General features: G+C 68.0%; 26 protein-coding genes and 1 tRNA gene. 13 read left to right on the top strand and 14 right to left on the bottom strand.

Annotated features, from left to right (window positions below):
* Positions 1-93: 93 nt before the first annotated feature.
* The 4 genes from SOM26_RS15130 to SOM26_RS15145 form a co-directional block, all read right to left on the bottom strand.
* Positions 94-2,235 carry a TonB-dependent siderophore receptor gene (locus SOM26_RS15130; RefSeq protein WP_320453551.1) on the bottom strand — a complete coding sequence of 714 codons (2,142 nt, stop codon included), beginning with the start codon at positions 2,233-2,235 and terminating at the stop codon, positions 94-96.
* A 130-nt stretch (positions 2,236-2,365) separates the two neighbouring features.
* Positions 2,366-2,812: a nuclear transport factor 2 family protein gene (locus SOM26_RS15135; RefSeq protein WP_320453552.1), complete on the bottom strand. Its 447-nt coding sequence runs from the start codon at positions 2,810-2,812 to the stop codon at positions 2,366-2,368.
* Between the two features lie 23 nt (positions 2,813-2,835).
* Positions 2,836-3,468 carry a hypothetical protein gene (locus SOM26_RS15140; protein ID WP_320453553.1) on the bottom strand — a complete coding sequence of 211 codons (633 nt, stop codon included), beginning with the start codon at positions 3,466-3,468 and terminating at the stop codon, positions 2,836-2,838.
* Positions 3,465-3,764 carry a PadR family transcriptional regulator gene (locus SOM26_RS15145; protein ID WP_320453554.1) on the bottom strand — a complete coding sequence of 100 codons (300 nt, stop codon included), beginning with the start codon at positions 3,762-3,764 and terminating at the stop codon, positions 3,465-3,467. Before SOM26_RS15145 ends, SOM26_RS15140 begins: the two co-directional genes overlap by 4 nt.
* A gap of 87 nt (positions 3,765-3,851) precedes the next feature.
* Between SOM26_RS15145 and SOM26_RS15150 the strand changes: the two genes are divergently transcribed.
* Entirely contained in the window at positions 3,852-4,256 is a 405-nt protein-coding gene (locus tag SOM26_RS15150; RefSeq protein WP_320453555.1) for a DUF1489 family protein, read from the top strand.
* A gap of 47 nt (positions 4,257-4,303) precedes the next feature.
* Here the strand turns inward: SOM26_RS15150 and SOM26_RS15155 are convergent, their stop codons facing one another.
* A complete protein-coding gene (locus SOM26_RS15155; RefSeq protein ID WP_320453556.1) occupies positions 4,304-4,918 on the bottom strand; it encodes an ankyrin repeat domain-containing protein in 615 nt (204 codons plus the stop codon).
* 93 nt (positions 4,919-5,011) lie between these two features.
* On the opposite strand from SOM26_RS15155, the gene SOM26_RS15160 reads away from it, so the two are divergent.
* Genes SOM26_RS15160 through SOM26_RS15170 form a run of 3 tightly spaced genes read left to right on the top strand, consistent with a single transcriptional unit; the run spans position 5,012 to position 6,710 of the window.
* Positions 5,012-5,617: an SCO family protein gene (locus SOM26_RS15160; RefSeq protein WP_320453557.1), complete on the top strand. Its 606-nt coding sequence runs from the start codon at positions 5,012-5,014 to the stop codon at positions 5,615-5,617.
* Entirely contained in the window at positions 5,617-6,045 is a 429-nt protein-coding gene (locus SOM26_RS15165; RefSeq protein ID WP_320453667.1) for a YcgN family cysteine cluster protein, read from the top strand. The genes SOM26_RS15160 and SOM26_RS15165 overlap by 1 nt, the downstream gene beginning before the upstream one ends.
* Positions 6,042-6,710 (top strand): M48 family metallopeptidase, encoded by a 669-nt coding sequence (locus SOM26_RS15170; RefSeq protein ID WP_320453558.1) that lies wholly within the window; start codon positions 6,042-6,044, stop codon positions 6,708-6,710. Before SOM26_RS15165 ends, SOM26_RS15170 begins: the two co-directional genes overlap by 4 nt.
* Here SOM26_RS15170 and SOM26_RS15175 read toward each other — a convergent pair.
* On the bottom strand, positions 6,686-8,902 hold the full coding sequence (locus tag SOM26_RS15175; RefSeq protein WP_320453559.1) for a transglycosylase domain-containing protein: 2,217 nt from the start codon (positions 8,900-8,902) through the stop codon (positions 6,686-6,688). The genes SOM26_RS15170 and SOM26_RS15175 overlap by 25 nt on opposite strands.
* 183 nt (positions 8,903-9,085) lie before the next feature.
* Here SOM26_RS15175 and SOM26_RS15180 point away from each other — a divergent pair, with 183 nt between their 5' ends.
* A complete protein-coding gene (locus SOM26_RS15180) occupies positions 9,086-9,676 on the top strand; it encodes a PilZ domain-containing protein (protein ID WP_320453560.1) in 591 nt (196 codons plus the stop codon).
* 30 nt (positions 9,677-9,706) lie between these two features.
* On the opposite strand, the gene SOM26_RS15185 is transcribed toward SOM26_RS15180, so the two are convergent.
* On the bottom strand, positions 9,707-9,832 hold the full coding sequence (locus SOM26_RS15185) for a hypothetical protein (protein ID WP_320453561.1): 126 nt from the start codon (positions 9,830-9,832) through the stop codon (positions 9,707-9,709).
* Positions 9,833-9,975: 143 nt separating this feature from the next.
* Positions 9,976-10,062 (bottom strand) — tRNA-Leu (locus SOM26_RS15190).
* 113 nt (positions 10,063-10,175) lie between these two features.
* Between SOM26_RS15190 and SOM26_RS15195 the strand changes: the two genes are divergently transcribed.
* Complete coding sequence (locus SOM26_RS15195) at positions 10,176-11,570, top strand: MATE family efflux transporter (RefSeq protein WP_414712071.1); 1,395 nt, start codon at positions 10,176-10,178, stop codon at positions 11,568-11,570.
* Between the two features lie 26 nt (positions 11,571-11,596).
* On the opposite strand, the gene SOM26_RS15200 is transcribed toward SOM26_RS15195, so the two are convergent.
* Positions 11,597-12,340, bottom strand: a complete 744-nt coding sequence (locus tag SOM26_RS15200) for an MJ0042-type zinc finger domain-containing protein (RefSeq protein WP_320453562.1) — start codon at positions 12,338-12,340, stop codon at positions 11,597-11,599.
* Between the two features lie 170 nt (positions 12,341-12,510).
* Between SOM26_RS15200 and ftsE the strand changes: the two genes are divergently transcribed.
* From ftsE to SOM26_RS15220, 4 genes are read left to right on the top strand one after another with little or no spacing between them, the layout of a single operon-like run.
* Positions 12,511-13,257 carry a cell division ATP-binding protein FtsE gene (gene ftsE, locus SOM26_RS15205; protein WP_320453563.1) on the top strand — a complete coding sequence of 249 codons (747 nt, stop codon included), beginning with the start codon at positions 12,511-12,513 and terminating at the stop codon, positions 13,255-13,257.
* Entirely contained in the window at positions 13,254-14,150 is an 897-nt protein-coding gene (locus tag SOM26_RS15210; protein ID WP_320453564.1) for a cell division protein FtsX, read from the top strand. Before ftsE ends, SOM26_RS15210 begins: the two co-directional genes overlap by 4 nt.
* On the top strand, positions 14,147-14,683 hold the full coding sequence (locus SOM26_RS15215) for a YdcF family protein (protein ID WP_320453669.1): 537 nt from the start codon (positions 14,147-14,149) through the stop codon (positions 14,681-14,683). The genes SOM26_RS15210 and SOM26_RS15215 overlap by 4 nt, the downstream gene beginning before the upstream one ends.
* Positions 14,680-15,390 carry a lysophospholipid acyltransferase family protein gene (locus SOM26_RS15220; RefSeq protein WP_320453565.1) on the top strand — a complete coding sequence of 237 codons (711 nt, stop codon included), beginning with the start codon at positions 14,680-14,682 and terminating at the stop codon, positions 15,388-15,390. The genes SOM26_RS15215 and SOM26_RS15220 overlap by 4 nt, the downstream gene beginning before the upstream one ends.
* A 73-nt stretch (positions 15,391-15,463) precedes the next feature.
* Here SOM26_RS15220 and SOM26_RS15225 read toward each other — a convergent pair whose 3' ends face one another.
* Together SOM26_RS15225 and hisC are read right to left on the bottom strand one after the other, a co-directional pair.
* A complete protein-coding gene (locus SOM26_RS15225) occupies positions 15,464-16,375 on the bottom strand; it encodes a prephenate/arogenate dehydrogenase family protein (protein ID WP_320453566.1) in 912 nt (303 codons plus the stop codon).
* Positions 16,375-17,493 carry a histidinol-phosphate transaminase gene (gene hisC, locus SOM26_RS15230; protein ID WP_320453567.1) on the bottom strand — a complete coding sequence of 373 codons (1,119 nt, stop codon included), beginning with the start codon at positions 17,491-17,493 and terminating at the stop codon, positions 16,375-16,377. The genes SOM26_RS15225 and hisC overlap by 1 nt, the downstream gene beginning before the upstream one ends.
* A 64-nt stretch (positions 17,494-17,557) precedes the next feature.
* Between hisC and metX the strand changes: the two genes are divergently transcribed.
* The 3 genes from metX (at position 17,558) to SOM26_RS15245 (ending at position 19,768) form a co-directional block, all read left to right on the top strand.
* On the top strand, positions 17,558-18,718 hold the full coding sequence (gene metX, locus SOM26_RS15235; RefSeq protein ID WP_320453568.1) for a homoserine O-acetyltransferase MetX: 1,161 nt from the start codon (positions 17,558-17,560) through the stop codon (positions 18,716-18,718).
* Positions 18,715-19,308, top strand: a complete 594-nt coding sequence (gene metW / locus SOM26_RS15240; RefSeq protein WP_320453569.1) for a methionine biosynthesis protein MetW — start codon at positions 18,715-18,717, stop codon at positions 19,306-19,308. Before metX ends, metW begins: the two co-directional genes overlap by 4 nt.
* A gap of 67 nt (positions 19,309-19,375) precedes the next feature.
* Positions 19,376-19,768, top strand: a complete 393-nt coding sequence (locus tag SOM26_RS15245) for a response regulator (protein ID WP_320453570.1) — start codon at positions 19,376-19,378, stop codon at positions 19,766-19,768.
* 317 nt (positions 19,769-20,085) lie between these two features.
* Here the strand turns inward: SOM26_RS15245 and SOM26_RS15250 are convergent, their stop codons facing one another.
* The 3 genes from SOM26_RS15250 to feoB form a co-directional block, all read right to left on the bottom strand.
* Positions 20,086-21,633 (bottom strand): sensor histidine kinase, encoded by a 1,548-nt coding sequence (locus SOM26_RS15250; protein WP_320453571.1) that lies wholly within the window; start codon positions 21,631-21,633, stop codon positions 20,086-20,088.
* A gap of 87 nt (positions 21,634-21,720) precedes the next feature.
* A complete protein-coding gene (gene ssb, locus SOM26_RS15255; protein ID WP_320453572.1) occupies positions 21,721-22,308 on the bottom strand; it encodes a single-stranded DNA-binding protein in 588 nt (195 codons plus the stop codon).
* Positions 22,309-22,328: 20 nt separating this feature from the next.
* Positions 22,329-24,188, bottom strand: a complete 1,860-nt coding sequence (gene feoB / locus SOM26_RS15260) for a ferrous iron transporter B (RefSeq protein ID WP_320453573.1) — start codon at positions 24,186-24,188, stop codon at positions 22,329-22,331.
* Between the last annotated feature and the right edge of the window lie 16 nt (positions 24,189-24,204).

Consider the following 24,204-nt stretch of genomic DNA (forward strand, 5'->3'; position numbering starts at 1 on the left):
GGCCAGCGAGGTCTTTCCTCGCGAGCGGTTACACCCCTCCACCACCGCTTCGCGGCGGTCCCCCTCCCCGTGCCGGGGAGGAATGGCCGTGCCTCAATACCGGACCGTCACCGTCCCCAGGATCGACCTCGGCGCGCCATAATAGCCGCCGTCGAAGGTCAACGCGGTCAGATACTTCGCATTGGTCAGGTTGCGCAGGTTCGCCGACAGCGCGATGCGGCGGGTGATGTCGTACTTCGCCATGAGGTCGACCAGCGCATAGCCGTCCTGCCGTACCGAGCGGGTCTGGGTATAGATCACGCTCTGATACTGGGCCGATGCACCGACCTTCAGCGCGGGCAGGGCAGGCGGCGAATAGACGATGTTCAGGCGCCCGGTGTTGCGCGGCACGAACAGGCGCGCCGCGTCGCCATTCTGATCCTCGACCCGCATCAATGTATAGCCGCCGGTGACCTGCACGCCCTCGGCCAGCCGTCCGCCGACCTCCAGCTCGATGCCCTCCGACTTGGCGTTCACGCCGCGCGACACGAAGCGGCCATTGACGAAGCCGATGCTCTCGGCGGTATTGTTCTGGTGGACGCGGAAGATCGCCGCGCTGGCGTTCAGCCGTCCGCCGAACCAGTCGCCCTTGATCCCCGCTTCGATATTCTTGCCGCTGATCGGCGCCAGGATACGGCCGTCCTGGCCGATCGCGTCCTGCGGATTGAAGATCGTCGTATAGCTAGCATAGACGCTCAGCGCCCGGTTCAGGTCATAGGTGACGCCCGCGAACGGCGAGAAGCGCGTATTGTCGTAATTGGTGTCGACATCGTACGAAAAGCCGACGCTGCGCGCATGGGTGACGTTGCCGCCCAGCATCAGCTTCAGCGGATCGGCCAGGTTGAAGCGGACCAGGCCATAGGCGGTCTCGCGACGGGTCTGGGTGTTCTGGCTCGACGCATAGTCGGTCGAAAAGGGCGTCGGGAACGTGACCTTGGGGAACGTCCCCTGGAACAGGTCCGGGAAGGGCAGGGTCAGGCCGACCTTGGAATAATCATAGGACGACCCCTGCTTGTAATCCTGCGCGCTGCGGTTGACGCCGAACATCAGCTGATGCTCGCGCCCGAACAGCGTGAAGGGGCCGGTGGCATAGGCTTCCATGGTCAGGTTGCGGGTCTGCGCGCGGAAGGCTCCGGGATAGCTCTTGATGCCTAGGAACTGCCCCGGCTTCGCGGGGTCCGGGGCGATGCCGTTGGGCGCGCCGCGCACCGGATTGCCATAGACGTAGAACAGCTCGTCCGCTTCGCTGGTCGCGCGGCGCACCGCGCTGATCCGCGCGACCCAGCCACCGGCGAAATGATGCGTCAGGTCGCCGAAGATCTGCCGGTCGATCACGTTCCAGCCCGCCCATTCGGGCGCGACATTGGTCGAACGCGGCATGTCGATGCGGGTGCCGTCGGTATAGGTCAGCGGCAGCGCGCCCCACATCGCACCGTGGCTCTGGTGATCCTGATGGCCGTAACCGCCGCTGAGCACGGTATCAGGGCCCAGGTCCGCCTCGACCACGCCGTATCCGGTCCAGCGACGCAGGGAATAGCGATCCAGATAGCTGTCCGCGTCGGACAGCACGCCGACGCCGCGCGCACGCACGCTGCCATCCTTGGTCAGCGGGGTGCTGACGTCCGCGTCCAGGCGCAGGCTGTTGAACGAGCCATATTGCACGCTGGCGCTGGCCTGCAGGTCCTTGGTCGGGCGCTTGCGGACGAAGTTGATGACCGCCGACGGATTGCCGGTCGGCGACAACAGGCCGGGCGCGCCCCGGACCACCTCGATATGGTCATAGATGGCGGTGTCGATCGATCCGGTCTGGATACCGAAGGCGAAGGGGACGCCGATGCCGTCGATCTGGAAGGTCTGGATGTCGAAACCGCGCGCCGAATAATAGACGCGGTCGGTCTCGTTCGCCTGGACGTTGATGCCGGGCACCGTCGTCAGCAGCTGGTTGACGTCGTTCAGCTGGAAGTCGGTGATCTGCTGGCGGGTGACGATGCTGACCGACTGCGGCGTCTCGCGCAGGGTGAGCGGGATACGCGTCGCGGTGGTCTGCCCCTCGATCGTATAGTCGTCCGTGCCCTCGGTACGCTGGCCGGTGACGACGATATCGTCGCGGGTGACCTGCGGATCGGTTGCCGCGGGAGCGGGCGTCGGGGCGGTGATGGCGGCGGCGCTGGCCATCAGCGGCATCAGGATCGGCATTCGGAAACTCCCTGTTATGGGGGCCTCCTATGACCGGCCTGGTGTTATTGCAAGTCAGTATCGAAAGCAGAAACTATCGGGTTTTTATGGGCGGTTGGGGGAAGACCGGTGCCTCCCCCTCTTAACCGTCCTATTTCGACACGGGAGGCGATATCGGCGTGTATTGGGCCGACAGGAGCTGCCACCCGGCCTTGGTGCGATGCGCGACATAGAGCGCCCGTACCGAACGCTTGCCGCCCGCGCCCGGCAGGATGATCGACAGGCGTCGTGTCACCAGCGCGGTGTCGCCTGCGAGCCGGACGGTGGCTTCGTCGCTGTCCATGGGTGGGACGGAATGCTTTTGATCGGGCGTGTAGAAACCCAGTACCGCGTCGCGCGGATCGACCTCGCCACGCGGCGAAATCTCGACGAATTCCGGTGCCAGCGTCCGGGCCAGGGCGACGGGGTCGAAGTCGCGCCGCGCCGTCTCGAATCGATCGACCAGGGCCAGCGGATCACCGGTCCGCGCGGAGGCGGCCGACAGCGGCAGGATGGCGGCCGCCAGGCACAGCCATCCCGTCAAATGACGATGGTTCATGAAAACGTCTCCGTTTGAGAAGCCTAACCGATGGGAGAGCGGGTCTGCCGCCGATCCCATGCCATCAGGATCGGAACGGCCAGTATCTCGGCGATCAGCGCGATGCCTTGCAGCGCCATGCCCCAAGGGGTCGGATGGATCGCGGCGATGGCGAACATCAATCCGGCGACGATGACGATCGCCAGGATCATCGCCCGGCCCGCCCGCCGCCAGTCGCAGGCGGTGATCCACCAGGCGATCAGGATATGGAGCGTCCCCAGCGTGACCAGCCCGACCATGATCACTGGCGACCAGCTGCGATAGGCGACGGCCATCATCCGCTGGCCCGCATTCCCGGCCTCCAGCACGGCCAGATAGGGATCGGTGTCGAACAGCCAGTACCGCAGGCCGTGAACCGCACATCCCAGATGGAACAGCGCCATGGGCAGCAGCAGCACCAGCGCCAGCCCATAGCGGGTCAGGACATGCCACCCGGCGGACGAGGTCGCCAGGCGGCGCAAGGCGACCGTCACGCACCCCAGCGCAAAGCCCAGGCCGTGTCCGTCGCATTCGGCCTGGTCGAATTCGATCGCCATGGCCTCTGCCCAGTCGCGCTCGCGCTCGTGCATCAGCGCCAAGGCGGCGGTCATCGCGATCCGGGCGGGCGTGCGCCTCATGCCCCGGCCAGCCCGAGTGCGCCGTCGATCGGCGCGGCGTGCGCGCGGATATGGGCGACCCCGGCGGCGGTCAGGCGATAGGCATGGCGCGGCGGCCGACCGGGCTGTTCGGGTGCGCGCCATTCGGCCTCGATCAGGCCCTGCTCGGTCATGCGCATCAGCAGGGGGTAGAGTGTACCCGATTGCAGCCCGGTCTGCTTCATCAGGTCATAACCATGCCACCACTGCCCGCCCCGGTCGGCTAGCGCCGCCATCAGGGTCAGCATCTGTTTGGATGGACGGCGGGCTCGCTTCATCCATGTAACGTCACATATGTAGATTTATGAGTCAATGCCGGGTCTGTCTGGCGTTTCGATGCCGCCGTCCCCACATCGCCCGTCGACATGGCGCTTCATCTGACCAAGGTCGCATTCGGGGCGACCAGTATCGATCATCTGGCGGAACGGCTGAAGATGCGGGCGCAGGAAGGGCCGCTATTCCTGACCACGCGCTATCTGCCCAAGCGGCACGAGGAGGTGGCGGGGCAGGGTTCGCTGTTCTGGATCCTGAAGCATCAGCTGATCGCGCGCTCGCCGATCCTGTCGTTCGGCGAGGCGGAGGGCGGTCGCTGCGCGATCCATATCGACCCCGCGCTGGTGCTGGTCCAGGCGCAGCCGCGCCGCGCGCATCAGGGCTGGCGCTATCTGGAGGCGGCGGACGCCCCGCCCGATCTGGACGGCGCGGCGAGCGGGATCGACACGATGCCGCCGGTGCTGGTCGGCAAGCTGGTGGAACTGGGGCTGATCTGATCCCTCCCGGCACCGGATGTGCCGAGTGCCGGGAAGGATGTTTCGGGTCAGAACTTAGGCCCGGCCACCGCCGCGCGCGTCTTCTTGGGCGTGTCGGCGAACAGCTTGGCGATCGCGGTGTTACGCGCGTCCTGCTGGGCATAGTCGCGGGCGGTCAGCCCGGCGACATTGTCGGACTGGTCGGGATCGGCCCCGGCGGCCAGCAGGTCGCGGACCATGCCGATATCGTGGCGCTGGACCGCGCGGATCAGCGGGGTTTCGCCGCCCGAATTGCCGATATTGGGATTGGCCTTGGCCGCGGTCAGGACGCGGATCATGTCGGGTTGGCCGCCCGCCACCGCCAGCAGCAACGGGGTGTTGCCGCGCCCGTCGCGCAGGTTCGGATCGGCGCCCTTCTGAAGGAGGAAGCGCAGATACGTCTCGTCGCCGCGCTTGATGACGATGTGCAGCGCGCCTTCGCCGCTGGTCACGTCACGGGTGTTGATGATGCTGGCACCCGGCCGGTCCAGCATGTTGGTCACGTCGTTGCCCTTGGCCTCGCGGACCGCCTGAAGGAATTTGTAGCTTTCCGACTGCATCATCTGGGCCGACGCGGGGGCGGCAACGACACCGGTAAGCGCACTGGCCATCAGCGCGGCGGCGAACAGGGGGCGAAAGGGCATGAACGGCATTCCTGACAGGGGGCCCGAATGAGGGCCTGAATGAGGACCCATGGCTTGCAACGGGCGATTTATCACAGCAAGGCTATCGGCGTCATGACCCGATTATTTCTGCCTCTCCTGGCATCGCTGACCCTGCTGGTCGCGGGCTGCGGCTCCTCCGATCCCTCCGGCGGGCAACCCGACGCGCGGGCGCCGCTGGCGGGTGCGAAGATCGGCGGGCCGTTCCGGCTGACCGACGGCCGGGGCAGGACCGTGACCGACCGCGATTTCGCCGGGCGCTACCGCGTCATGTATTTCGGCTATACCTTCTGCCCCGATGTCTGCCCCACCGACATGCAGGCGATCGCTGCGGGCCTGAAGCTGCTGGACAAGCGCACACCGGCCAAGGCGAAGGCCATCGTGCCGATCTTCGTCACCGTCGATCCCGAACGCGATACGGCGGCGGTGGTCGGCCGCTTCGCCGCCGCCTTCGACCCGCGCATCGTCGGGCTGACCGGCTCGCCCACCCAGATCGACGCGGTGAAAAAGGCCTATGCCATCTGGTCGGCCAAGGGCGACCCTGCGCCGGGCGGTGGCTATCTGGTGAACCACAGCCGCCAGGTCTATCTGATGGACCCGGACAACAAGCCCCTGGCGCTGGTCCCGGCGGACGAAGGGCCCGAGGCGGTGGCGAAGACGCTGGACCAGTGGGTGCGCTGATGGAGCGGTTCTGGGAAAAGCCGATCGAAAGCCTCGACCGCGCACAGTGGGAGGCGCTGTGCGACGGCTGCGGCAAATGCTGCATCCACAAGCTGGAGGATGAGGATACGGGCGAACTGGTGCCGACCAACGTCGCGTGCCGCCTGCTGGACCGGCGCAGTGGGCAATGCTCCAATTACCGCCATCGCCGCGCCTATGTCAGCGAGTGCGTGCGGCTGACCATGGGCAATGTCCGTTCGATCGACTGGTTGCCCACCACCTGCGCCTATCGCCTGCGCGCCGCGAACGAGCCCTTGCCCGACTGGCATTACCTGGTCTGCGGCGACCGCGAGGCCGTCCACCGCGCCGGACAGTCGGTGCGCGGCTGGACGATCAGCGAGGACGATGCGGGCGATTTCGAAAACCATGTCGTGGACCGCGAATTGTGATCGACGAAGTCGTCCGTCATCCGACCGCCAAGACCATCCGCCTGAGCGTCGATCCCGCCACCGGCACCGCGCGTCTGGTCGTGCCCAAGCGCGCCGCGCTGAACAAGGCGCTGGCCTGGGCGGAGGAGAAGAAGGACTGGCTGGCCGAGCAGCGCGCGCGCCTGCCCCGGCCGCGTCCGTTCGTGCCGGGATCGGACATCCCGTTCGGCGATGCCGTGCTGCGCCTGGAATGGGCGGAGGGGCGCGCCCGCGTGATCCAGCGCGAGGGCAACCGGCTGATCGCCTCGGGCCCGCTGGAAACGCTCAGCCGCCGGGTCGAGGCCTGGCTGAAGCGGCAGGCGCTGGAAGTGCTGGCGCGCGAGACGGCCGAGGTCGCGCGCGTCGCGGGTGTCGCGGTTTCCAAGGTCAGCGTCGCCGATCCCAAGGCGCGCTGGGGAAGCTGTGCCTCGACCGGCGCGATCCGGTATAGCTGGCGGCTGATCCTGGCACCCGACCAGGTACGCCGCGCGACGGTGGCGCATGAGGTCGCGCACCGCGTCCATATGAACCATGCCCCCGCCTTCCACGCGCTCGTCGCCGAGCTGCTGGGCGAGGACCCGGCGCCCGCCACCGCCTGGTTGCGGCAGCATGGCGCGGGGCTTCACTGGTACGGTCGGTCGTCCTGACGCTCACGCGGTGAACCGCGCGGGGGCGCGGGGGGCACCCGTGCGTCGCGCCCGTCACCACGCGGGGCCGCCCCGTTGCCGCGACCGGTCACCCGGTCGATCCACGCCTGGTCCAGTCGCTGTTGTGGTGCGGGCTGCTGGTCCGGGGCCGGTTGCGGCTGGCCCGGCGTGCCCGGTTGCTGCTGGATCGGCGCAGGGCTGCCGGGTTCGCGGCGGGTCGGGATCTCGACCGCCTCGCTGCCGTCGTCGGGCTGTGCCGCGGTGGGCGGCGGCAGCGGGTTGCCGTCGGCATCGACCGCCGGGACACCGTCGTCGGGTTGGCCGAAATAGCTCTCCTCGTCGGGTTCCAGCTGCCATTCGGGCAGGGTGACCTGAGTCTCGAACTGCTCGATCGGACGATTGGCGGTGGCGATCTTCATATAGTCGGCAAAGGCCTTGGCGGGCGCGGTGCCGCCGTGCAGCCCGGCGACCGGCTTGCCATTGTCGCGGCCCATCCACACGCCGGTGGTGATCCCGCTGGAGAAGCCCAGGAACCAGCCGTCCTTCGAACTGGTCGTCGTGCCCGTCTTGCCCGCGACCGGTCGCCCGATCTGTGCGGCACGCCCCGTACCGGTGTTGACCGCGGTCTGCAGCAGGTCAGTCATCTGCGCCGCGACATAGGGCGCGACCAGCACCCGGCTGCGGTCCACCTCATGCGTGTAGATGGTCTGGCCGTTCGCGGTCACCTTGGTGATGCCATAGGGCGTGACCTTCACCCCCTTGTTCGCGACGCTGGCAAAGGCGCTGGTCATGTCGATCACGCGCACTTCCGAGGTGCCGAGCACCATCGAGGGGTGGGTGTTGACCGGGGTCGAGATACCGAAGCGGCGCGCCATGTCGGCGACCGTCTGGAAACCGACCTCCTGGCCCAGCTTGGCCGCGACCGTGTTCAACGAATAGGCAAAGGCGGTGCGCAGGGACACGTTGCCCGAATTGCGCCGCGAATCGTTGCGCGGGCTCCAGCCGTCGATGGTGACCGGCTCGTCGACCACCTGGTCCTCGGGCTTGTGGCCCGCCTCCAGCGCGGCGAGATAGACGAACAGCTTGAAGGCCGAACCCGGTTGGCGGACCGCCGTCGTCGCGCGGTTGTAATTGGTCGAGACGTAGTCGAGGCCGCCCACCATCGCCCGCACCGCGCCGTCGCGGTCCAGGCTGACCAGCGCGCCTTGCGTGCCCGGCGGCGCATCGGCGCGGATCGCGCTGTCGGCGGCGCGCTGCATCCCCAGATCGAGCGTGGTCCATACGTCGAGCGGCGCGGTCTGCTCGTCGATCAGCATGTCGAGTTGCGGCAGCGCCCAGTCGGTGAAGTAGCGGACCGAATTCTGCTTGGGCTCGGGGGCCAGCTTCAGCGCTTGCGGATCGGCGGCGGCGGCTTGCCCCGCCGTGATGAAGCCGTTGCGCTCCATCTGCTCGATCACCACGCCCGCGCGGCCTACGGCGGCCTCGGCATCGGCGGTCGGCGAATAGTTGGACGGCGCCTTGACCAGGCCCGCGATCACCGCCGCCTCCGACAGGTTCAGATGGTCCGCGCCGTGGCCGAAGAATTTGCGGGATGCCGCGTCGATGCCGTACGCGCCGCCGCCATAATAGACCTTGTTCAGGTACAGCTCGAGGATCTGGTTCTTCGAGAATTTCAGCTCCATCGCCAGCGCCAGGATCGCCTCGCGGAACTTGCGCCCGAACTTCTTCTGGTTGTTCAGGAAGATGGTGCGCGTGATCTGCTGGGTGATGGTCGAGCCGCCCTGCTTCCACCGGCCCTTTTCCAGGCGGACCTGGACCGACCGGGCGATGCCGATCGGGTCGACGCCGGGATGCTCGCGGAAACGGCGATCCTCGACCGCGATGGTCGCGTCGCGCATGACCAGCGGGATGCGGTCATAGGGCAGCCACTCGCCATAGCTCGGCCCGAGCGAGACGATCACCGACCCGTCGGCGGCATGGACGCGGATCATCTGGCCGTTGGGCGAGGATTTCAGCTCGTCGAAGCTGGGCAGCTGCGACTTGGCGACGAAGACAGCGATCGCCAGCGCACCGACCGCCAGCACGGCCAGGCCGATCAGGATCTGCAGGGTTACGACGATCCGGCGCCGCCAGGGAGAGCGGGGCTTGGAGGAGCGGGGCCGGGAGGACCGGGGGGACGACGCGCGAGGCATGGGATGGCTCGCGAATTACAGGGCTTTGGACATGACCACAAGCGGCCGATGCCCGTGGGCGGCTGAGCGCAGGATGAACCGGCGCGGGCGACGCGCAAAGTTGGTGGTTTTTTAGGTCCGTTGGGTTAGAGCAGGCCCGAAACCGGAAATCGCACGGGGGCGATCCTGGTCGAAAGGACGGGCATGGAACAGGTCGAACAGCAGCAAGGGACGTCTGCCGAGCGGCGGGCGGGCCGGCGGCATTCGGCGGTCCTGCTGTTGGGCAAGCTGTGCGGCGATCGGCCCGGCGTGTGCCTGGTCCACAATATCTCGGCCAATGGCCTGATGGCGCGGTTCGTCGACGTGCCGACCGTAGGCGATGCGATCTGCGTCGAGGTGCGCGGTCTGGCACCCGTCTCGGGCACGGTGCGCTGGGTAAAGGGGCAGAAGGCGGGCGTGCAGTTCGATTCGCCCCAGCCCTATGAACAGATTTTCTCGAACGAGAATGAGGACGGGACCATCCCGCGCCCGCCACGCTTCCCGGTCGCGCGCACGGCCGATGTCCGCCTGGGCGATCGGAAATTCACCGCCGCGATGATCGACGTATCGGCCGGCGGGGCCAAGCTGGAGGCGGCGGGCCCGGTCCAGCCGGGTCTTGCCGGGCACATCGTCGTGCACCCGCTGGGCACCGCCATCCCGGGCACGATCTGCTGGGTGAAGGATGGCCGCTTCGGCTTCCGCTTCGTCTCGCCGCTGCGCATCGACGCGCTCGCCGCGATCATCGCGCTGGACTGACGCGCCAGGCCAAGCCGCAGGGGATCGGCGTCAGCGCGGCGCGTTCATCAGGCCAAGGACGACCAACAGGATCAATGCGGCGGCCAGAAGGATGCCGATCGCGCGGCCGATCCGGTTGACCGGTACGGGCGCATCGCCATCGTTCGCCGGTTGCATGGCACCGCAATGAACGCAGCGACGGGCCTTGTCGGGAATCGCGCGGCCGCAGACAGCACAGGGCATGGATCATCCTTCCGCCGGTCGTCCGGAAAGGGGGGGACGGCCGGAGCCGTCCATCAACCTATCTGCTCTGGAAAATCTGGTGCGGTCGAGAAGACTCGAACTTCCACGGCCTTTCGGCCACAACGACCTCAACGTTGCGCGTCTACCAATTCCGCCACGACCGCACTCGATAGTCACCACCGGCAAGCCGGAGGGCTGGTAGGCGGGTGCCCCTAGCAAAGCGATACGGACTGCGCAATGCCTTTCGTCCAACCTTCTTCGTTCCTAGGTGTGGGGCATGACGCAAAACCTCCGCCCCGATGGGGTTCGGCCCCCGGCCCCCGATCGGGCCCCCTACCGGACAGAGGCGCGCCATCTGCTCGGCCTGGCCTGGCCGGTGATGCTGACCAGCCTGAACTGGACGATCCTGCACGTCACCGATGTGGTCGTGGTCGGCCGGGTGGGTGAGCATGAGGTGGCCGCCCTCTCGGCGAGCCGTTCGCTGACCTATATCGCGATCGTCACCGGGCTGGCCTGGCTGTCGGGGGTGCTGGTGCGCGCGTCGCGGGCCGACGGCGCGGGCGACCTGCCCGCCACGGGGCAGGCGATGCGCGACGGCATGGTGTTGGGGCTGATGCTGGGGGTCGCGGCGATGCTGATCCTGGGGCTGGGGGCGGCACCTTTGCTCGCCGGGACCGGGGTGGCGCCGCCGCTGGTCTCACCGGGCGCGCGGGTCGTGGCGGTCATGGCGCTGGGTTATCCGTTTCAGATGGTGATGATCGCCACCAGCTATTTTCTGGAGGGGATCAGCCGTCCGCGCCGCGTGACCATGGTCAATTTGTCGATCCTGCCGATCAATGCGCTGCTCGCGTGGGCGCTGGCGGGGGGCGAGGTGGGGCTGCCTGCACTCGGGGCGGTGGGGGCGGCACTGGCGACGGTCATCGCCTCGGCCATCGGGGCGGTCGCGATGGTGGCGAGCGCGGTGACCCTGCCGCGTGGACAGGCGCGCGGGCTCCGGCGGATGGACCGGGCGGCCTGGGCCCCGACGCTGGCCGGGGCGGCCGGGCTGGCGCGATTCGGCGCGGTGCCTGCCGTCGCATCGGGGCTGGAGCTGGCCGGGTTCGCCGTCCTGATCGCGCTGTCGACGCGGCTGGGTGATGCGACCGCGCATGGCTTCCAGATCGTCTTCTCGCTGCACAACGTCACCTTCGCGCTGGCGATCGGGCTGGGATCGGCGGCAGGCGTGCGGGCGGGCAATGCGGTGGGCGAGGGCGCGCCGCGCGCCGCTGTACCGCGCAGCCTGCTGGCGGTCGGCATGGCGGCGCTGGCGATGGGCCTGTGCAGCCTGGGGCTGTGGACCGTACCACAGACGGTGGTCGGCCTGTTCCCGGCCCTGCCCGACGCGCACTGGGCGGCGGCCGCCATGCTGATGATCTGGGCACCGTTCATCGTGTTCGACGGGGTGCAGGTCGTGCTGGTCTATGCGCTACGCTCGCTGAACGATCAGGTTGTGGCGGGGATCAACAGCATCATCGCCTATTTCGTGGTGACCGGCGGGCTGGGCTGGTGGCTGGTATCGGCGGGGTGGGGGGCGTCGGCGCTCGCCTGGGCATCGGGTCTGGGGATGCTGGTGGCGGCGGTGCTGCACGGGACGCGCTTTGCGGTCGTCGCGCGGCGGTTGCGGGCGGCGTAGGCCGAAGCCCACGCCAGCAACCCGCATCAGTTCGTTGCGCGGCCCTCTCCGGCAAAGCTCAGATCCAGCCGCTTGGAGCTGGGCGGCACGTCCAGCTTGGCCGAGTTGAAGTCGATCGAGGCGCCGGGGCCCAGCGTCCGCTGCTGCGGCGCGATCGCCCAGGAAAAGACGACGCGGCCCTGCGCATCCTTCAGCTCGGCGCGCAGGTCGGGCACCCGCTGGGCGCTGGCCGAGGGATTGATGATCTGACCCGAGATCGCGAACAGCTCCGAACCGTTTTCCAGCTCGCGCCGCTCGATCGGGTTCGACCGCAATTCAAGCGCCGACTCGGTCTTGCCTAGGCCCAGCCAGCCGCCGATGCCCGGCATCCCCGTCCACATGATCGCGGCGGTGGCGAGCAGCAGCAACAGGCAGGCCGCGACCGCACCGATCGTCCAGCGGCGCACCGGGTTGCGGCGGGCGCGGAACGGCGGGCGATGGGCAAAGGCGTCGAAGCCCGCATCCTCCTGCGCCAGGATCGGCGGCGCGGGCGTCGGCGCGATCACGGGCGGCGGCGGTGGGGGCGGCGGGGCGGCCGGCTCGGCCAAGGGCTCGTGCGTGACATCGCCCAGCGGCAGGGGCGCCATCACGGGCGGCTCGTCCTCCGGCTCGGGCGGGGACTGGAACCAGCTATGTCGGCAATTCGCGCAGCGCACGGTCCGCCCTTCGAGCCCGATCGCGCTGTCGGGCACCAGATAGCGGGTGCGGCACTCAGGGCATTCCAGGATCATGCGGACAGGCACTTCGACGAACAGGACGGGGACGAACAGGACGGGTCACAGACGGACAGGCCATCCGGTTCAGGCCCCCGTCCATTCAGTAAGCACGCCGCCCCTAGCCGTGGCAAGCATGAAGCGCGGAACTTGAAGAGAGCGGCGGGCCATGCCAAGGCCGAGGGAGCATGGCGAACATCGTCCAGTTCGAGAATGTCGGCCTTCGGTACGGCGCGGGCGAGGAAACCCTGTGCGACGTCAGCTTCACGTTGCGCTCGGGCCAGTTCCATTTCCTGACCGGCGCCAGCGGCGCAGGCAAGACGTCGCTCCTGCGCCTGCTCTATCTGTCGCAGCGGCCCAGCCGGGGCATCATCCGCCTGTTCGGCGAGGATGCGGTGATCCTGCCGCGGGACCGGCTGCCGGGCTTTCGGCGGCGGATCGGCGTGGTGTTCCAGGATTTCCGGCTGGTCCCGCATCTGTCGGCGGCGGACAATATCGCGCTCCCCCTGCGCGTCGCGGGCATGAGCGAATCGGAGATTGCGCGTGCGGTGCGCGAGATGCTGGCATGGATCGGCCTGTCCGAACGCGCGGGCGCGCGGCCCGCGACCCTGTCGGGCGGTGAGCAGCAACGGGTGGCGATCGCGCGGGCGGTCATCGCCCGGCCCGAACTGCTGGTCGCCGACGAGCCCACCGGCAATGTCGACCCCGCCATGGCCGAACGGCTGCTTCACCTGTTCAGCTCGCTGCACCGCCTGGGCACCACCGTCGTCATGGCGACGCATGACTGGCACCTGATCGAACGGGTGCCGGGCGCACACCACCTGCATCTGGAGCGCGGTCGCCTGGTCGACGCCGAATGGCCCGAGGTGCCGACACCAGCGCAGCCCCCGGCCCCTCTGGCCCCGCGATCGACGGTCGTGCGGAGCGGCCTGTGACACGGACCAAAGCGACGCGGGGCGGGGCGGAGGCGCGCGCGCTCGACGATGGCGGCGGCGCGCATGTCATGAGCTGGGTCATCGCGATCATGCTGTTCCTGACGCTGTTGTCCGGCGCGGCGGGGCTGGCGACCGCGCATGCGGCGGGCGCGCTCGATCGGCAGATGGCGGGGCGGCTGACCGTCCAGATCGTCGAGGGCGAGACGCAGCGCCGCGACGCCGCCGCCGCGCAGGTACTGCGCGTGCTGCGCACCCTGCCCGATGTCGCGCGGGCGACGCCGGTGGCGCAGGCCGATCTGGCGCGGATGCTGGAGCCTTGGCTGGGCACCGATGCCGAGGCGGCGGGCCTGCCCGTCCCGGCCCTGGTCGATGTCGACCTGAACAGCGACGATGCGGCCGCGATCGCGCGGGTGACGGCGGCGGTGACGCGGGCCAGCCCGGCGGCGCGGGTCGATGCCCATGCGACCTGGCTGGGGCCGGTCGGGCGGCTGCTCGACACCGCCGCCTGGCTGGCCGGAGCGATCATCCTGCTGATGCTGGTGGCGACCGGGGCGGTCGTCATGCTGGCGGCGCGCGCCGGGCTGGAGGCGCACCGCGCCACGATCGAGGTCATCCATATGCTGGGCGCGACCGACCGACAGGTGGCGCGGCTGTTCCAGCGGCGGATCGCGCTCGATGCCGGGATCGGCGCGGTGGCGGGCAGCGTGATCGCGAGCGGGGCCATATTGCTGATCGCACGGCAGGTCGGCACGCTCGAATCCGAACTGCTCGGCGGCCTGCAACTGGGTGTCGCCGACCTGGGCATGTTGACCGCGTTGCCGTTCGGCTTCGTCGCGCTGGCGGTCGTCGCGGCGCGGCTGGCGGTGTTGCGCCAGATGCGGCGGATGCTCTGATGCTGCGGCTGATCGGTCTGGCGGCGCTTGCCTGGTGCCTGGGCTTCGCGGCCTTCATGCTGACCCTGCCGCACCCGCTGGAGAACAACACCACCGATGCGATCGTGGTGCCGACCGGCGGGCCGGGGCGGATCGATCGCGGGATCGCGCTGCTCAAGGCGCATCAGGCCAAGCGGATGCTGGTCACCGGCGTCGCGCCGGGCGTGCGGCCGATCGACCTGGCGCGGACCTATCGCACATCGCCATCGCTGTTCGCGTGCTGCATCGACCTGGGCGGCGAGGCGGTCGACACCCGCTCCAATGCCGAGGAAACGGCGACCTGGGTGCGTCAGCATCGCTATCGCACCGTGCGGCTGGTCACCTCCGACTGGCATCTGCCGCGCGCGAAGATGGAATTGACCGCCGCGCTCGACAAGCAGGTGCTGGTGCTGGGCGACGGCGTGCCGTCGGAGCCGCGCATGGGCACGTTGGTCAATGAATATAACAAGCTGATCCTGCGCAGGATCGCGCTTTGGACGGGGATTGGCGCGTGATTCTTCTTCGCAACATCGTGTTCGTCGCGATCTTCTATCCGGTGTCGGCGGTCATGGCGCTGCTGTCGCCGCTGATCGCGGTCGGCGGGCGTCATGCGGTGGTGCACTGGGCCACGGCCTGGACGACATTCCATCGGCTGTGCACCCGCTGGATCCTGGGTATCCGGGTCAGGGTGGAAGGGACGCGGCCGACGACCCCGGCGCTGTATCCCGCCAAGCATCAGGCGATGTTCGAGACGATGGAGCTGCAACGCATCCTGGACGGCCCGGCAATGGTGCTGAAGCGCGAACTGGCCAATATTCCGGTCTGGGGATGGACGGTCCGCAAATACGGCGCGATCGTCGTCGATCGCAACGCCTCGGCCAAGGCGATGCGCGGCATGATGCGCGATGCGCAGGGCGCGGTGAAGCAGGGCCGCGCGATCATGATCTTTCCCGAGGGCACACGGGTAAAGCCCGGCGAGACGCCGCCGCTCAAGCCCGGCTTTGCAGGCCTTTATCGGATGCTGAACATGCCGGTGGTGCCGGTGGCGACCGATTCGGGGATCGTGTGGCCGCGAAAGGGCCTGAAGCGGCCCGGCGTGGTGACGCTGCGCTTCGGTGAGGTGATCCCCCCGGGCCTGCCGCGCGCGGAGGCGGAGGCGAAGGTGCATGCGGCGATGAATGCGCTGGAATCCTCCCCGGCACGGGGAGGTGGCAGGGCGTAAGTCCTGACGGAGGGGGGCTTCCATGCAGGTCGTCGCTCGCGGCGGCCCCCTCCCCTTGCAGGGGAGGATTATCTCAGCCCTCGTGGTTCCGCCCGAAATCCTCGCGTGCATCGTCCTGGCCCTGGTCGATGATCGAGCGGCGGATGGCGCGGGTGCGGCTGAACAACTCGAACAGCTCGTCGCCCTTGCCCCAGCGGATCGCGCGTTGCAGCTGGCTCAAATCCTCCGAGAAGCGCTGGAGCATCTCCAGCACCGCCTCGCGATTGGTCAGGAACACGTCGCGCCACATGGTCGGGTCGGATGCGGCGATGCGGGTGAAGTCGCGGAAGCCACCGGCGGAATATTTGATGACCTCGGACTGGGTCACTTCCTCCAGGTCGCTGGCGGTGCCGACGATCGTATAGGCGATCAGGTGCGGCAGATGGCTGGTGACGGCGAGCACCCGGTCGTGATGGTCGGGGGCCATCAGCTCGACATCGGCGCCCAGCCGTCGCCAATATTCCGCCACCCGCTCGACCGCCAGTTCGTCTGCGCCCTCGGGCGGGGTGACGATGCACCAGCGCTTCTGGAACAGCGTGGCGAAGCCCGCCTCCGGTCCGCTGCGCTCGGTGCCCGCCACGGGGTGCGCCGGAATGATCGTCGTGCCGGGCAGCGCCTCGGCCAGCGCGGTCAGGACGGCGGCCTTGCAACTGCCCACGTCGGAGACGATCGCGTCCTGGGGGAGGTCGTCGGCGAATTCGGCCGCGACCGCGCCCATCGCGCCGACCGGCACGCACAGGATGACGAAGTCGGCGTCGATCACGCTCGCCCCCGCCGTGTCCGCCACGTCGTCGGCCAGGTCGAGCGCGCGGACCGTCTCGCGCACCTCCGGGTCGGCATCATAGGCGGTGATCCGCGCGGTCGGCATCGCCTTGCGCGTCGCGCGCGCGACCGAGGAGCCGATCAGGCCGAGCCCGATGATGGTGATCCGCGCGAAGGGCAGCATTATGCCCGCTTCCCCTCTGATCCGACCATGGCACGCAGCGCAGCGAGCACGCCCTTCATCTCGTCCTCGGTGCCGATGGTGATGCGCAGGGCCTGGCCCAGACCCTGTCCTGGCAGCCAGCGGACGATATAGCCCGCATCCATCAGCCCGTGATAGGCGCGCTCGGCGGTCAACTCGCCCTCGAACAGCACCAGCGAGAAATTCGCCTTGGACGGCACGCAGCGCAGGCCCGCATTGCCCAGGCCCGCGATTTGCTCCTCGAACCAGCCGAGCCATTTCGCATTGTGCGCGCGCGACGCCTCGACAAAGGCGCGGTCGCGGATCGCCTCGATCGCGGCATTCTGCCCGGCGATGGTGACGTTGAACGGCGCGCGGATACGGTGGAGCGCGTCGACGATCGGGGCCGCGGCATAGCCCCATCCGATCCGCTCGGCCGCCAGGCCGTGGATTTTCGAGAAGGTCCGCGACACCAGCACATTGCCCGCGCGCTCGGCCAGCGCCAGACCGCCATCATCCTCGCCCGGCTCCAGATATTCGGCATAGGCTTGGTCGAGGACCAGCAGGACATGGCTCGGCAGCCCGGCATGGAGCCGCGCGATCTCGCCCGCGCCCGCATAGGTGCCGGTCGGGTTGTTGGGGTTGGCGACGAACACCACCTTGGTCTTGGCCGTCACCGCGGCCAGGATCGCGTCGACATCGGTGGCATAGTCATGATCGGCGACCACCACCGGCTCCGCCCCGACGCGCCGGGTCGCGATCTCATAGACCGCAAAGCCGTAGCGGACATGGATGATCTCGTCCCCCGGTCCCGCGAACGCGCCCGCCGCCAGGTGCAGGATTTCGTCCGAGCCGGTGCCATAGATGATCCGCGCCGGGTCCAGGCCATGGACCGCGCCGATCGCCTCGCGCAGCGCGGTCGCGCCCGGGTCGGGGTAGCGCTCCAGATGCGCGGCAGCGGCGGCGAAGGCGGCGCGCGCCTTTTCGCTGGTGCCCAGCGGATTCTCGTTGGCCGAGAGTTTGACGACCTTGCGTCCGTCATCGGTCGTCGCACGGCCGGGGACATAGGGCGCGATCGCCTTGACCCAGGAGATCGGTTCGGGGGCTTTGTGCTCGGTCATGGCGAACGCCATAGCGGCCCCGCCCTTGCGTTGCCAAGCATCGCGGCCTAGCGGATATTCCTCCATGGCCGCTTCCGTTTCCGCTTTATCCCATAGCGACGACCGGCGTTTCGGTCTGTCGCGCCATGTCGTGCTGCCGGGGCCGCTTCGGCTCGACGGCGGCGGGCTGCTGTCCCCGGTCGAGATCGGGTACGAAACCTATGGCACGTTGAACGCCGATGGCTCCAACGCCATCCTGATCTGCCATGCGCTGACCGGCGACCAGCATGTCGCCTCGCCCCATCCGCGCACCGGCAAGCCCGGCTGGTGGACCCGGCTGGTGGGGGAGGGCAAGCCGATCGATCCGGCGCGGCATTTCATCATCTGTTCGAACGTGATCGGCAGCTGCATGGGATCGTCGGGTCCGGCGACGATCGATCCCTCGACCGCCGAGCCCTGGGCGATGCGCTTTCCGGTCATCACCATCCGCGACATGGTGCGCGCGCAGGCCATGCTGCTCGACCATCTGGGCGTCGGGCCGTTGAAGGCCGTGGTCGGCGGCTCGATGGGCGGCATGCAGGCGATCAGCTGGGCCGCGACCTATCCGGAGCGGGTGCGCGCGTGTGTCATGGTCGCCTCGACCGCGCGGCATTCGGCGCAGAACATCGCCTTTCACGAGGTTGGGCGACAGGCGATCATGGCCGATCCGAAGTGGCGCAGCGGGGCCTATTACGAATCGAACGATCCCCCCGCTGCCGGCCTGGCGGTCGCGCGGATGGCGGCGCACATCACCTATCTGTCCGAGGCGGGGCTGACCGAGAAGTTCGGGCGGCGGCTCCAGGCGCGGCCCGACCGGCCGGACGGCGCCAAGAGCTTCGGCTTCGATGCCGATTTCCAGGTCGAGAGCTATTTGCGGCACCAGGGGTTGAGTTTCGTCGATCGGTTCGACGCGAACTCGTACCTTTATATCACCCGTGCGCTCGATTATTTCGATCTGGCTGAGGAGCATGGCGGGCTGCTCGCCAACGCCTTCCGGGGGACGGCCACGCGCTTCTGCCTGGTCAGCTTCGACACCGACTGGCTCTATCCCACCGCCGAGTCGCGCGCCGTGGTGCAGGCGCTGAACGCGGCGGGCGCGGCGGCGAGCTTCGTCGAGCTGTCCAGCCCATACGGCCATGACGCCTTCCTGCTCGAAGCGCCCGAGATGAACCGGGTGATCGACGGCTTCCTGCGGGCCGAGCCATGAGCGAGCCGCTTCGCCCCGACCTGGCGATCATCGCGCGGCATGTCGCACGCGGCGCGCGCGTCCTGGATATCGGTTGTGGCGACGGCCAGTTGATGGCGGCGCTGCGCGACGGTGCGGGCGTGGATGCTCGCGGGCTGGAGATCGATCCGGCCAATGTCGCCTCGGCGGTCGGGCGCGGGCTGGCGGTGGTGCAGGGGGACGCGGACATCGACCTGGCGGGCTATCCCGACAAGGGGTTCGACTATGCCATCCTCAGCCAGACGTTGCAGACCGCGCGCGCACCCGACCATGTGCTCGATCACCTGCTGCGCATCGGCAACCGCGCCTTCGTCTCCTTCCCCAATTTCGCGCATTGGCGGGTGCGGCTGTCGCTGCTGTGGGGCGGGCGGATGCCGGTGACGCCGCTGCTGCCCGAACAATGGTATGACACGCCCAACATTCACCATGTGACGATCGACGATTTCCGGGCCTTCGTCGGCGAGCGCCGGATCACCGTCGAGGGCAGCTGGTTCCTGTCGCGTGGCCGCCCGACCAGCGCGGCGGCGGCCAATTTCCGCGCCGAACATGCCGTTTTCCTGTTACGTCGCTGAAACGGCGACAGTTGCGGAACTTTATCTGGATCAAGACTGTTGAGGACGAAAGTGACGGGAATTTGACATGAGCCAAACCGCCCTGATCGTGGAAGACGAGATATTCGTGGCCCTCGATCTGGAGCGCATTCTGACCGATGCCGGCTATAATGTGGCCGGGATCGCGGCGGATAGCCGCACCGCTCTTGAAACCGCGCCCGGCTGCTCCTTTGCCTTTGTCGACGTGAACCTGCGCGACGGTGCGACGGGTCCCGAGATTGCGCGTCGGCTGGCTGATGATTTCGGCGTGACGATCGTGTTCGTGACCGCCAACCCGTCGCAGATCGGATCGGACATCAAGGCGCTGGGCTATATCCGCAAGCCGTTCAGCGAACGCGCGATCCTGGCCGCAGCCGCAATGGCGGCGGGCCAGTCGGCGGCCCCGAACGAGGACGTCATCCCGCTCGGCATGGTGATGTGACCGCCCCGGCGGGCCGTTGAATTCTGATGATGACCGGAACGCATGGTTCCGGCCCTTTTCCCGAAATAACCCGCTTCAGACTATTTGGCCTCTACGCCTTCCCGACAGGGGAAGGCGTGCGATGCGAGGCATGGAAAGGGGCGGCTGACCCCAGAGTTTGATCCACCTGCCCCGAACTATTGTCCTACCACCCCGGCGAAGGCCGGGGTCCAGTTGCGAAGGCTTCATTGATAAAGCGGGCGGGACCATCACAACGGCACCCCCGACTGGGCCCCGGCCTCCGCCGGGGTGGCGCTTCGAATTGGATGGATCAAATTCTAGCGACAGGGGCCTGTTCCAGGCGGTCGGCTGAAGGCGGCCAGCGGCACGTCGATCGTCACCACCAGCCCCTCGCGCTGCCAGTCACGCCGTACCGTGCCGCCCAATTGGCGGACCGCCGACAATTCGACCAGTTGCGAGCCGAAACCGGCATGGGCGGGCGTGGCCTCCAGTGGCGGGCCGTCACGTTCTTGCCAGCAGAGCGTGACCATCTCGCCCCGGCAATGGCTCGACAGCCTGACATGGCCGTTGATCGCCGACAGCGCGCCATATTTGGCGGCATTGGTCGCCAGTTCATGGAATAGCAGCGCCAACGGCGTTGCCGAGCGGTCGTCGACCGGCACATCGTCACCCGCGACATGGATACGCAAGCCGGCCTCGCCATCGCGGTAAGGTTCGAACAGGTCGCCAAGCAGCCCATGCAGCGAGTCCTGCCGCGCCTTGGGCCGTGACTGGGCGCTATGCGGGCGGACGAAGTCGTGCGCGCGGCCCAGCGCGGTGATCCGGTCGCGCAGATCGCGCGCGATTGCCGAAAAGTCCGGATGGCTGCGCGCGGCAAAGGCGATCAGGCCCGAGATCACCGCAAAGATGTTCTTGATCCGGTGGCTGAGTTCCTGGCTGACGATCTCGCGTTCTTCCAGCGCCAGCTTCTGCTCGTGAATGTCGGTGCAGGTGCCGAACCAGCGGATGATCCGCCCCTCGGCATCGCGGATGGGCAATGCGCGCCCCAAGACCCACCGATAGGTACCGTCGCGGTGCCGCAGGCGATATTCGATCTGATAGGGCTCGCCGGTCGTCAGGCTTTGCCGCCAGCGCGCCCAGGCCCGGTCCTGGTCGTCGTGATGGAACATGCCGCTCCAGCCTTCGCCGTCGGTCGAACCATTGGGCATGCCGGTGAAATCATACCAGCGGGCGTTGTAATAGTCGTGGAAACCGTCGGGCAGCGTCGACCAGACCATTTGCGGCATGGTGTCGGCGAGTGTGCGGAAGCGCTGCTCGCTGTCGGCGACACGTGCCTCGGACGCCTCGACGGTGCGCTCATATTCCAGCTGGGCGCGACGATCCTGCAACCGGCCCATGACGGCGGTCGCCAGGATTTCCAGTCCGCAATATTGGAAATGGGTCAGCCCCTCCGGCCGGGGCTCGGGCGATATGACGCAGATCGCGCCCAGCGGCACGCCTTCGCGCGACACGAGACGCGCGCCCGCATAGAAACGGATATGGGGCGGTCCCGATACCAGTGGGAAGTCGAGGAAACGCGGGTCCGTGCTGGCGTCGGGGATGACCATCACCGGGTCACCCGCGACCATGGCATGGGCGCAGAACGAGGTATCGCGCGGCGTCCGAGCCTCGTCAAAGCCGATCGCCGCCAGGAATTGCTGGGTTTCTTCCTCGACCAGACTGATCAGCGCGACGGGGGTGCCGCACAATTCGGCCGCGAACGCCGCCAGATCGTCCAGGCAGCCGCTGTCGCGATAGCCCGACAGGTCATAGGCCTGGATTATCGCGGCCCGCGTCTCCTCGGGGATGGTCAGGGGGTCGAGCATGTCCATCCCCCCATTCCCATGATCCGCGCCCCGATCCTCGTGTAACCCCGTATCCTGCATGTTCTTTACCTGATGGGACGCGCCCGATCAGAACGGAACGTCGTCGTCCAGATCGTCGGCGAACCCGCCGCCCTGTCCGAACCCGCCACGATTGCCGCCGTTCCCGCTCGGCGCCGTGCCGCCGGAACTGCCCGCGCCGCCGCCGCGGTTGCCGCCGCTCCCGCCGCCATAGCCGCTCGACCCGCCACCGAAGTCGCCGCCGCCGAAATCGTCACCGCCGCCAAAGTCGCTGCCGCCACGACCGCCGCCGCCCTGGCCGCCGCCGGGGCCGTCGAGCATGGTCAGCACCGAGTTGAAGCCCTGCAGCGTCACCTCGGTCGAGTAACGGTCGTTACCCTGCTGGTCCTGCCACTTGCGGGTGGTCAGCGCGCCTTCGATGTATACCTTGGAGCCCTTGCGCAGGAAACGCTCGGCGACATTGGCCAGACCTTCGTTGAAGATCTTGACCGTGTGCCACTCGGTCTTTTCCTTGCGCTCGCCGCTGTTGCGGTCCTTCCACGACTCGGACGTGGCGATGCGCAGTTCGACCACCTTGCCGCCATTCTGGAAGGAGCGGCTCTCGGGATCGCGTCCCAGATTGCCGACGAGAATCACCTTGTTGACGCTGCCCGCCATGTATCAGTCCTGTGCTTGGTCTAAAGGCCGGCGAATACGGCCAGCCAATATGTGATGCCCGCCATGACATAGGCGGTCACGAAAAGGTAGCCCACCATGAACGCGGGCCACTTCCAGCCATTGGTTTCGCGGCGCGTCACTGCGATGGTCGAGATGCACTGCGGCGCGAAGACGAACCACATCAGGAAGGCGAGCGCGGTGGGGATCGACCAGTTGCGCTTGAGCTTGTCGGTCATCGCCTTCTGCCCGCCCTCATGCTCGGTATCGTCGATGGCATAGACGGTGCCGATCGCCGCGACCGCGACCTCGCGCGCCGCCATGGCGGGGACGAGGGCCAGCGCGATATCGCGATTGAAGCCGATCGGGCGGACCACGACCTCGATCCCGCTCGCGATGCGGCCTGCGATCGAATAATTGACCGGTGAGATCCCCGAGCCTTCCGGCGGCTTGGGGAAGGACAACAGCGCCCACAGGATGACGGTGGTCAACGCGATGGTGGTCCCGGCGCGCTTCAGGAAGATCAGCGCACGGCTCCACAGGCCCAGGGCCACGTCTCGGATATGCGGCCACTGATATTTGGGCATTTCCATCATGAAGCCCGACGACGCACCCTTGGTGACCGTCCGGCGCAGCAGCAGCGCCGCGAAGAACGCGCCGACGATGCCCATCAGATAGAGGCCGAGCAGCACCAGCCCCTGCAATCCCACAAAGGGCAGCACCTGCCGGTCGGGAATGAACGCCCCGATGATGATCGTATAGACCGGCAGTCGCGCCGAGCAGGTCATCAGCGGCGCGATCAGGATGGTGGTCAGCCGGTCCTTCTCGTCATCGATCGTCCGCGTCGCCATGATCCCCGGCACCGCGCAGGCGAAGGAGGACAGCAGCGGGATGAAGGCACGGCCCGAAAGGCCCACCTGCGCCATCAGCCGGTCCATCAGGAAGGCGGCGCGGACCATATAGCCGGTCGCCTCCAGCACCAGGATGAACAGGAACAGGATCAGGATCTGCGGCAGGAAGACGATGACCGCGCCGACACCGGCGATCAGGCCGTCGGTAATCAGGCTGCGCACCCAGCCTTCCGGCAAGGCGGCACCCACCTGCGCCTCCAGCCAGACGAAGCCCTGCTCGATCCAGCTGATCGGCGCCTCGGACCAGGCGAAGACCGCCTGGAACATGATGAAGAGCAAGCCGACCAGCAGGATCGGCCCGACAATGGGGTGCAGCGCGACCGAGTCGAGCATGTGCGTCCAGCGGCGGGTCGGCGTCTCGGCTACCGTCGCGGTCGCGGCGATCTGGCGCGCGCGGCGTTGCAGCGTGACGATGTCGTCGATCTTGTCGGCGGCCGCGACGGCGTGCCCGCGCTGCTGGCTGACTAGCCGGTCGATCTCGGCCTTCAGTGCGTCCAGGCCACGACGGCGCACCGCCACGGTTGGGATGACCGCCACGCCCAGCTCACGCGCGAGGATGTCGGCGTCGAGCGTCAGGCCGTCGCGTTCCGCCAGATCGACCATGTTGAGCGCGACCACGACCGGCAGGCCGAGGGCGATCAGTTGAAGCGTGAAGCGCAGGTGGTTGTCGAGATTGGCGGCATCGACCACGACGACCATCGCGTCGGGGCGACGCTCGCCCGCCTGCGATCCCATGACGACGTTGCGCGTGACCTCCTCGTCCAGGCTGCCGGGGTCGAGGCTATAGGCGCCGGGCAGGTCGACCAGTTCGATCGGGCGGCCATCGTCCAGCACGAGTCGGCCCGAATGCCGCTCGACCGTGACGCCGGGATAGTTGCCCACCTTTTGTCGCGCGCCGGTGAGCGCGTTGAACAGGGCGCTTTTGCCGGCATTGGGGTTGCCGACGAGCGCGACCAGCGGTGCGGCGTTCATTATGGTCGGTTGGACC

The sequence above is a fragment of the Sphingomonas sp. CFBP8993 genome, assembly GCF_034044895.1.
GTDB lineage: Bacteria > Pseudomonadota > Alphaproteobacteria > Sphingomonadales > Sphingomonadaceae > Sphingomonas.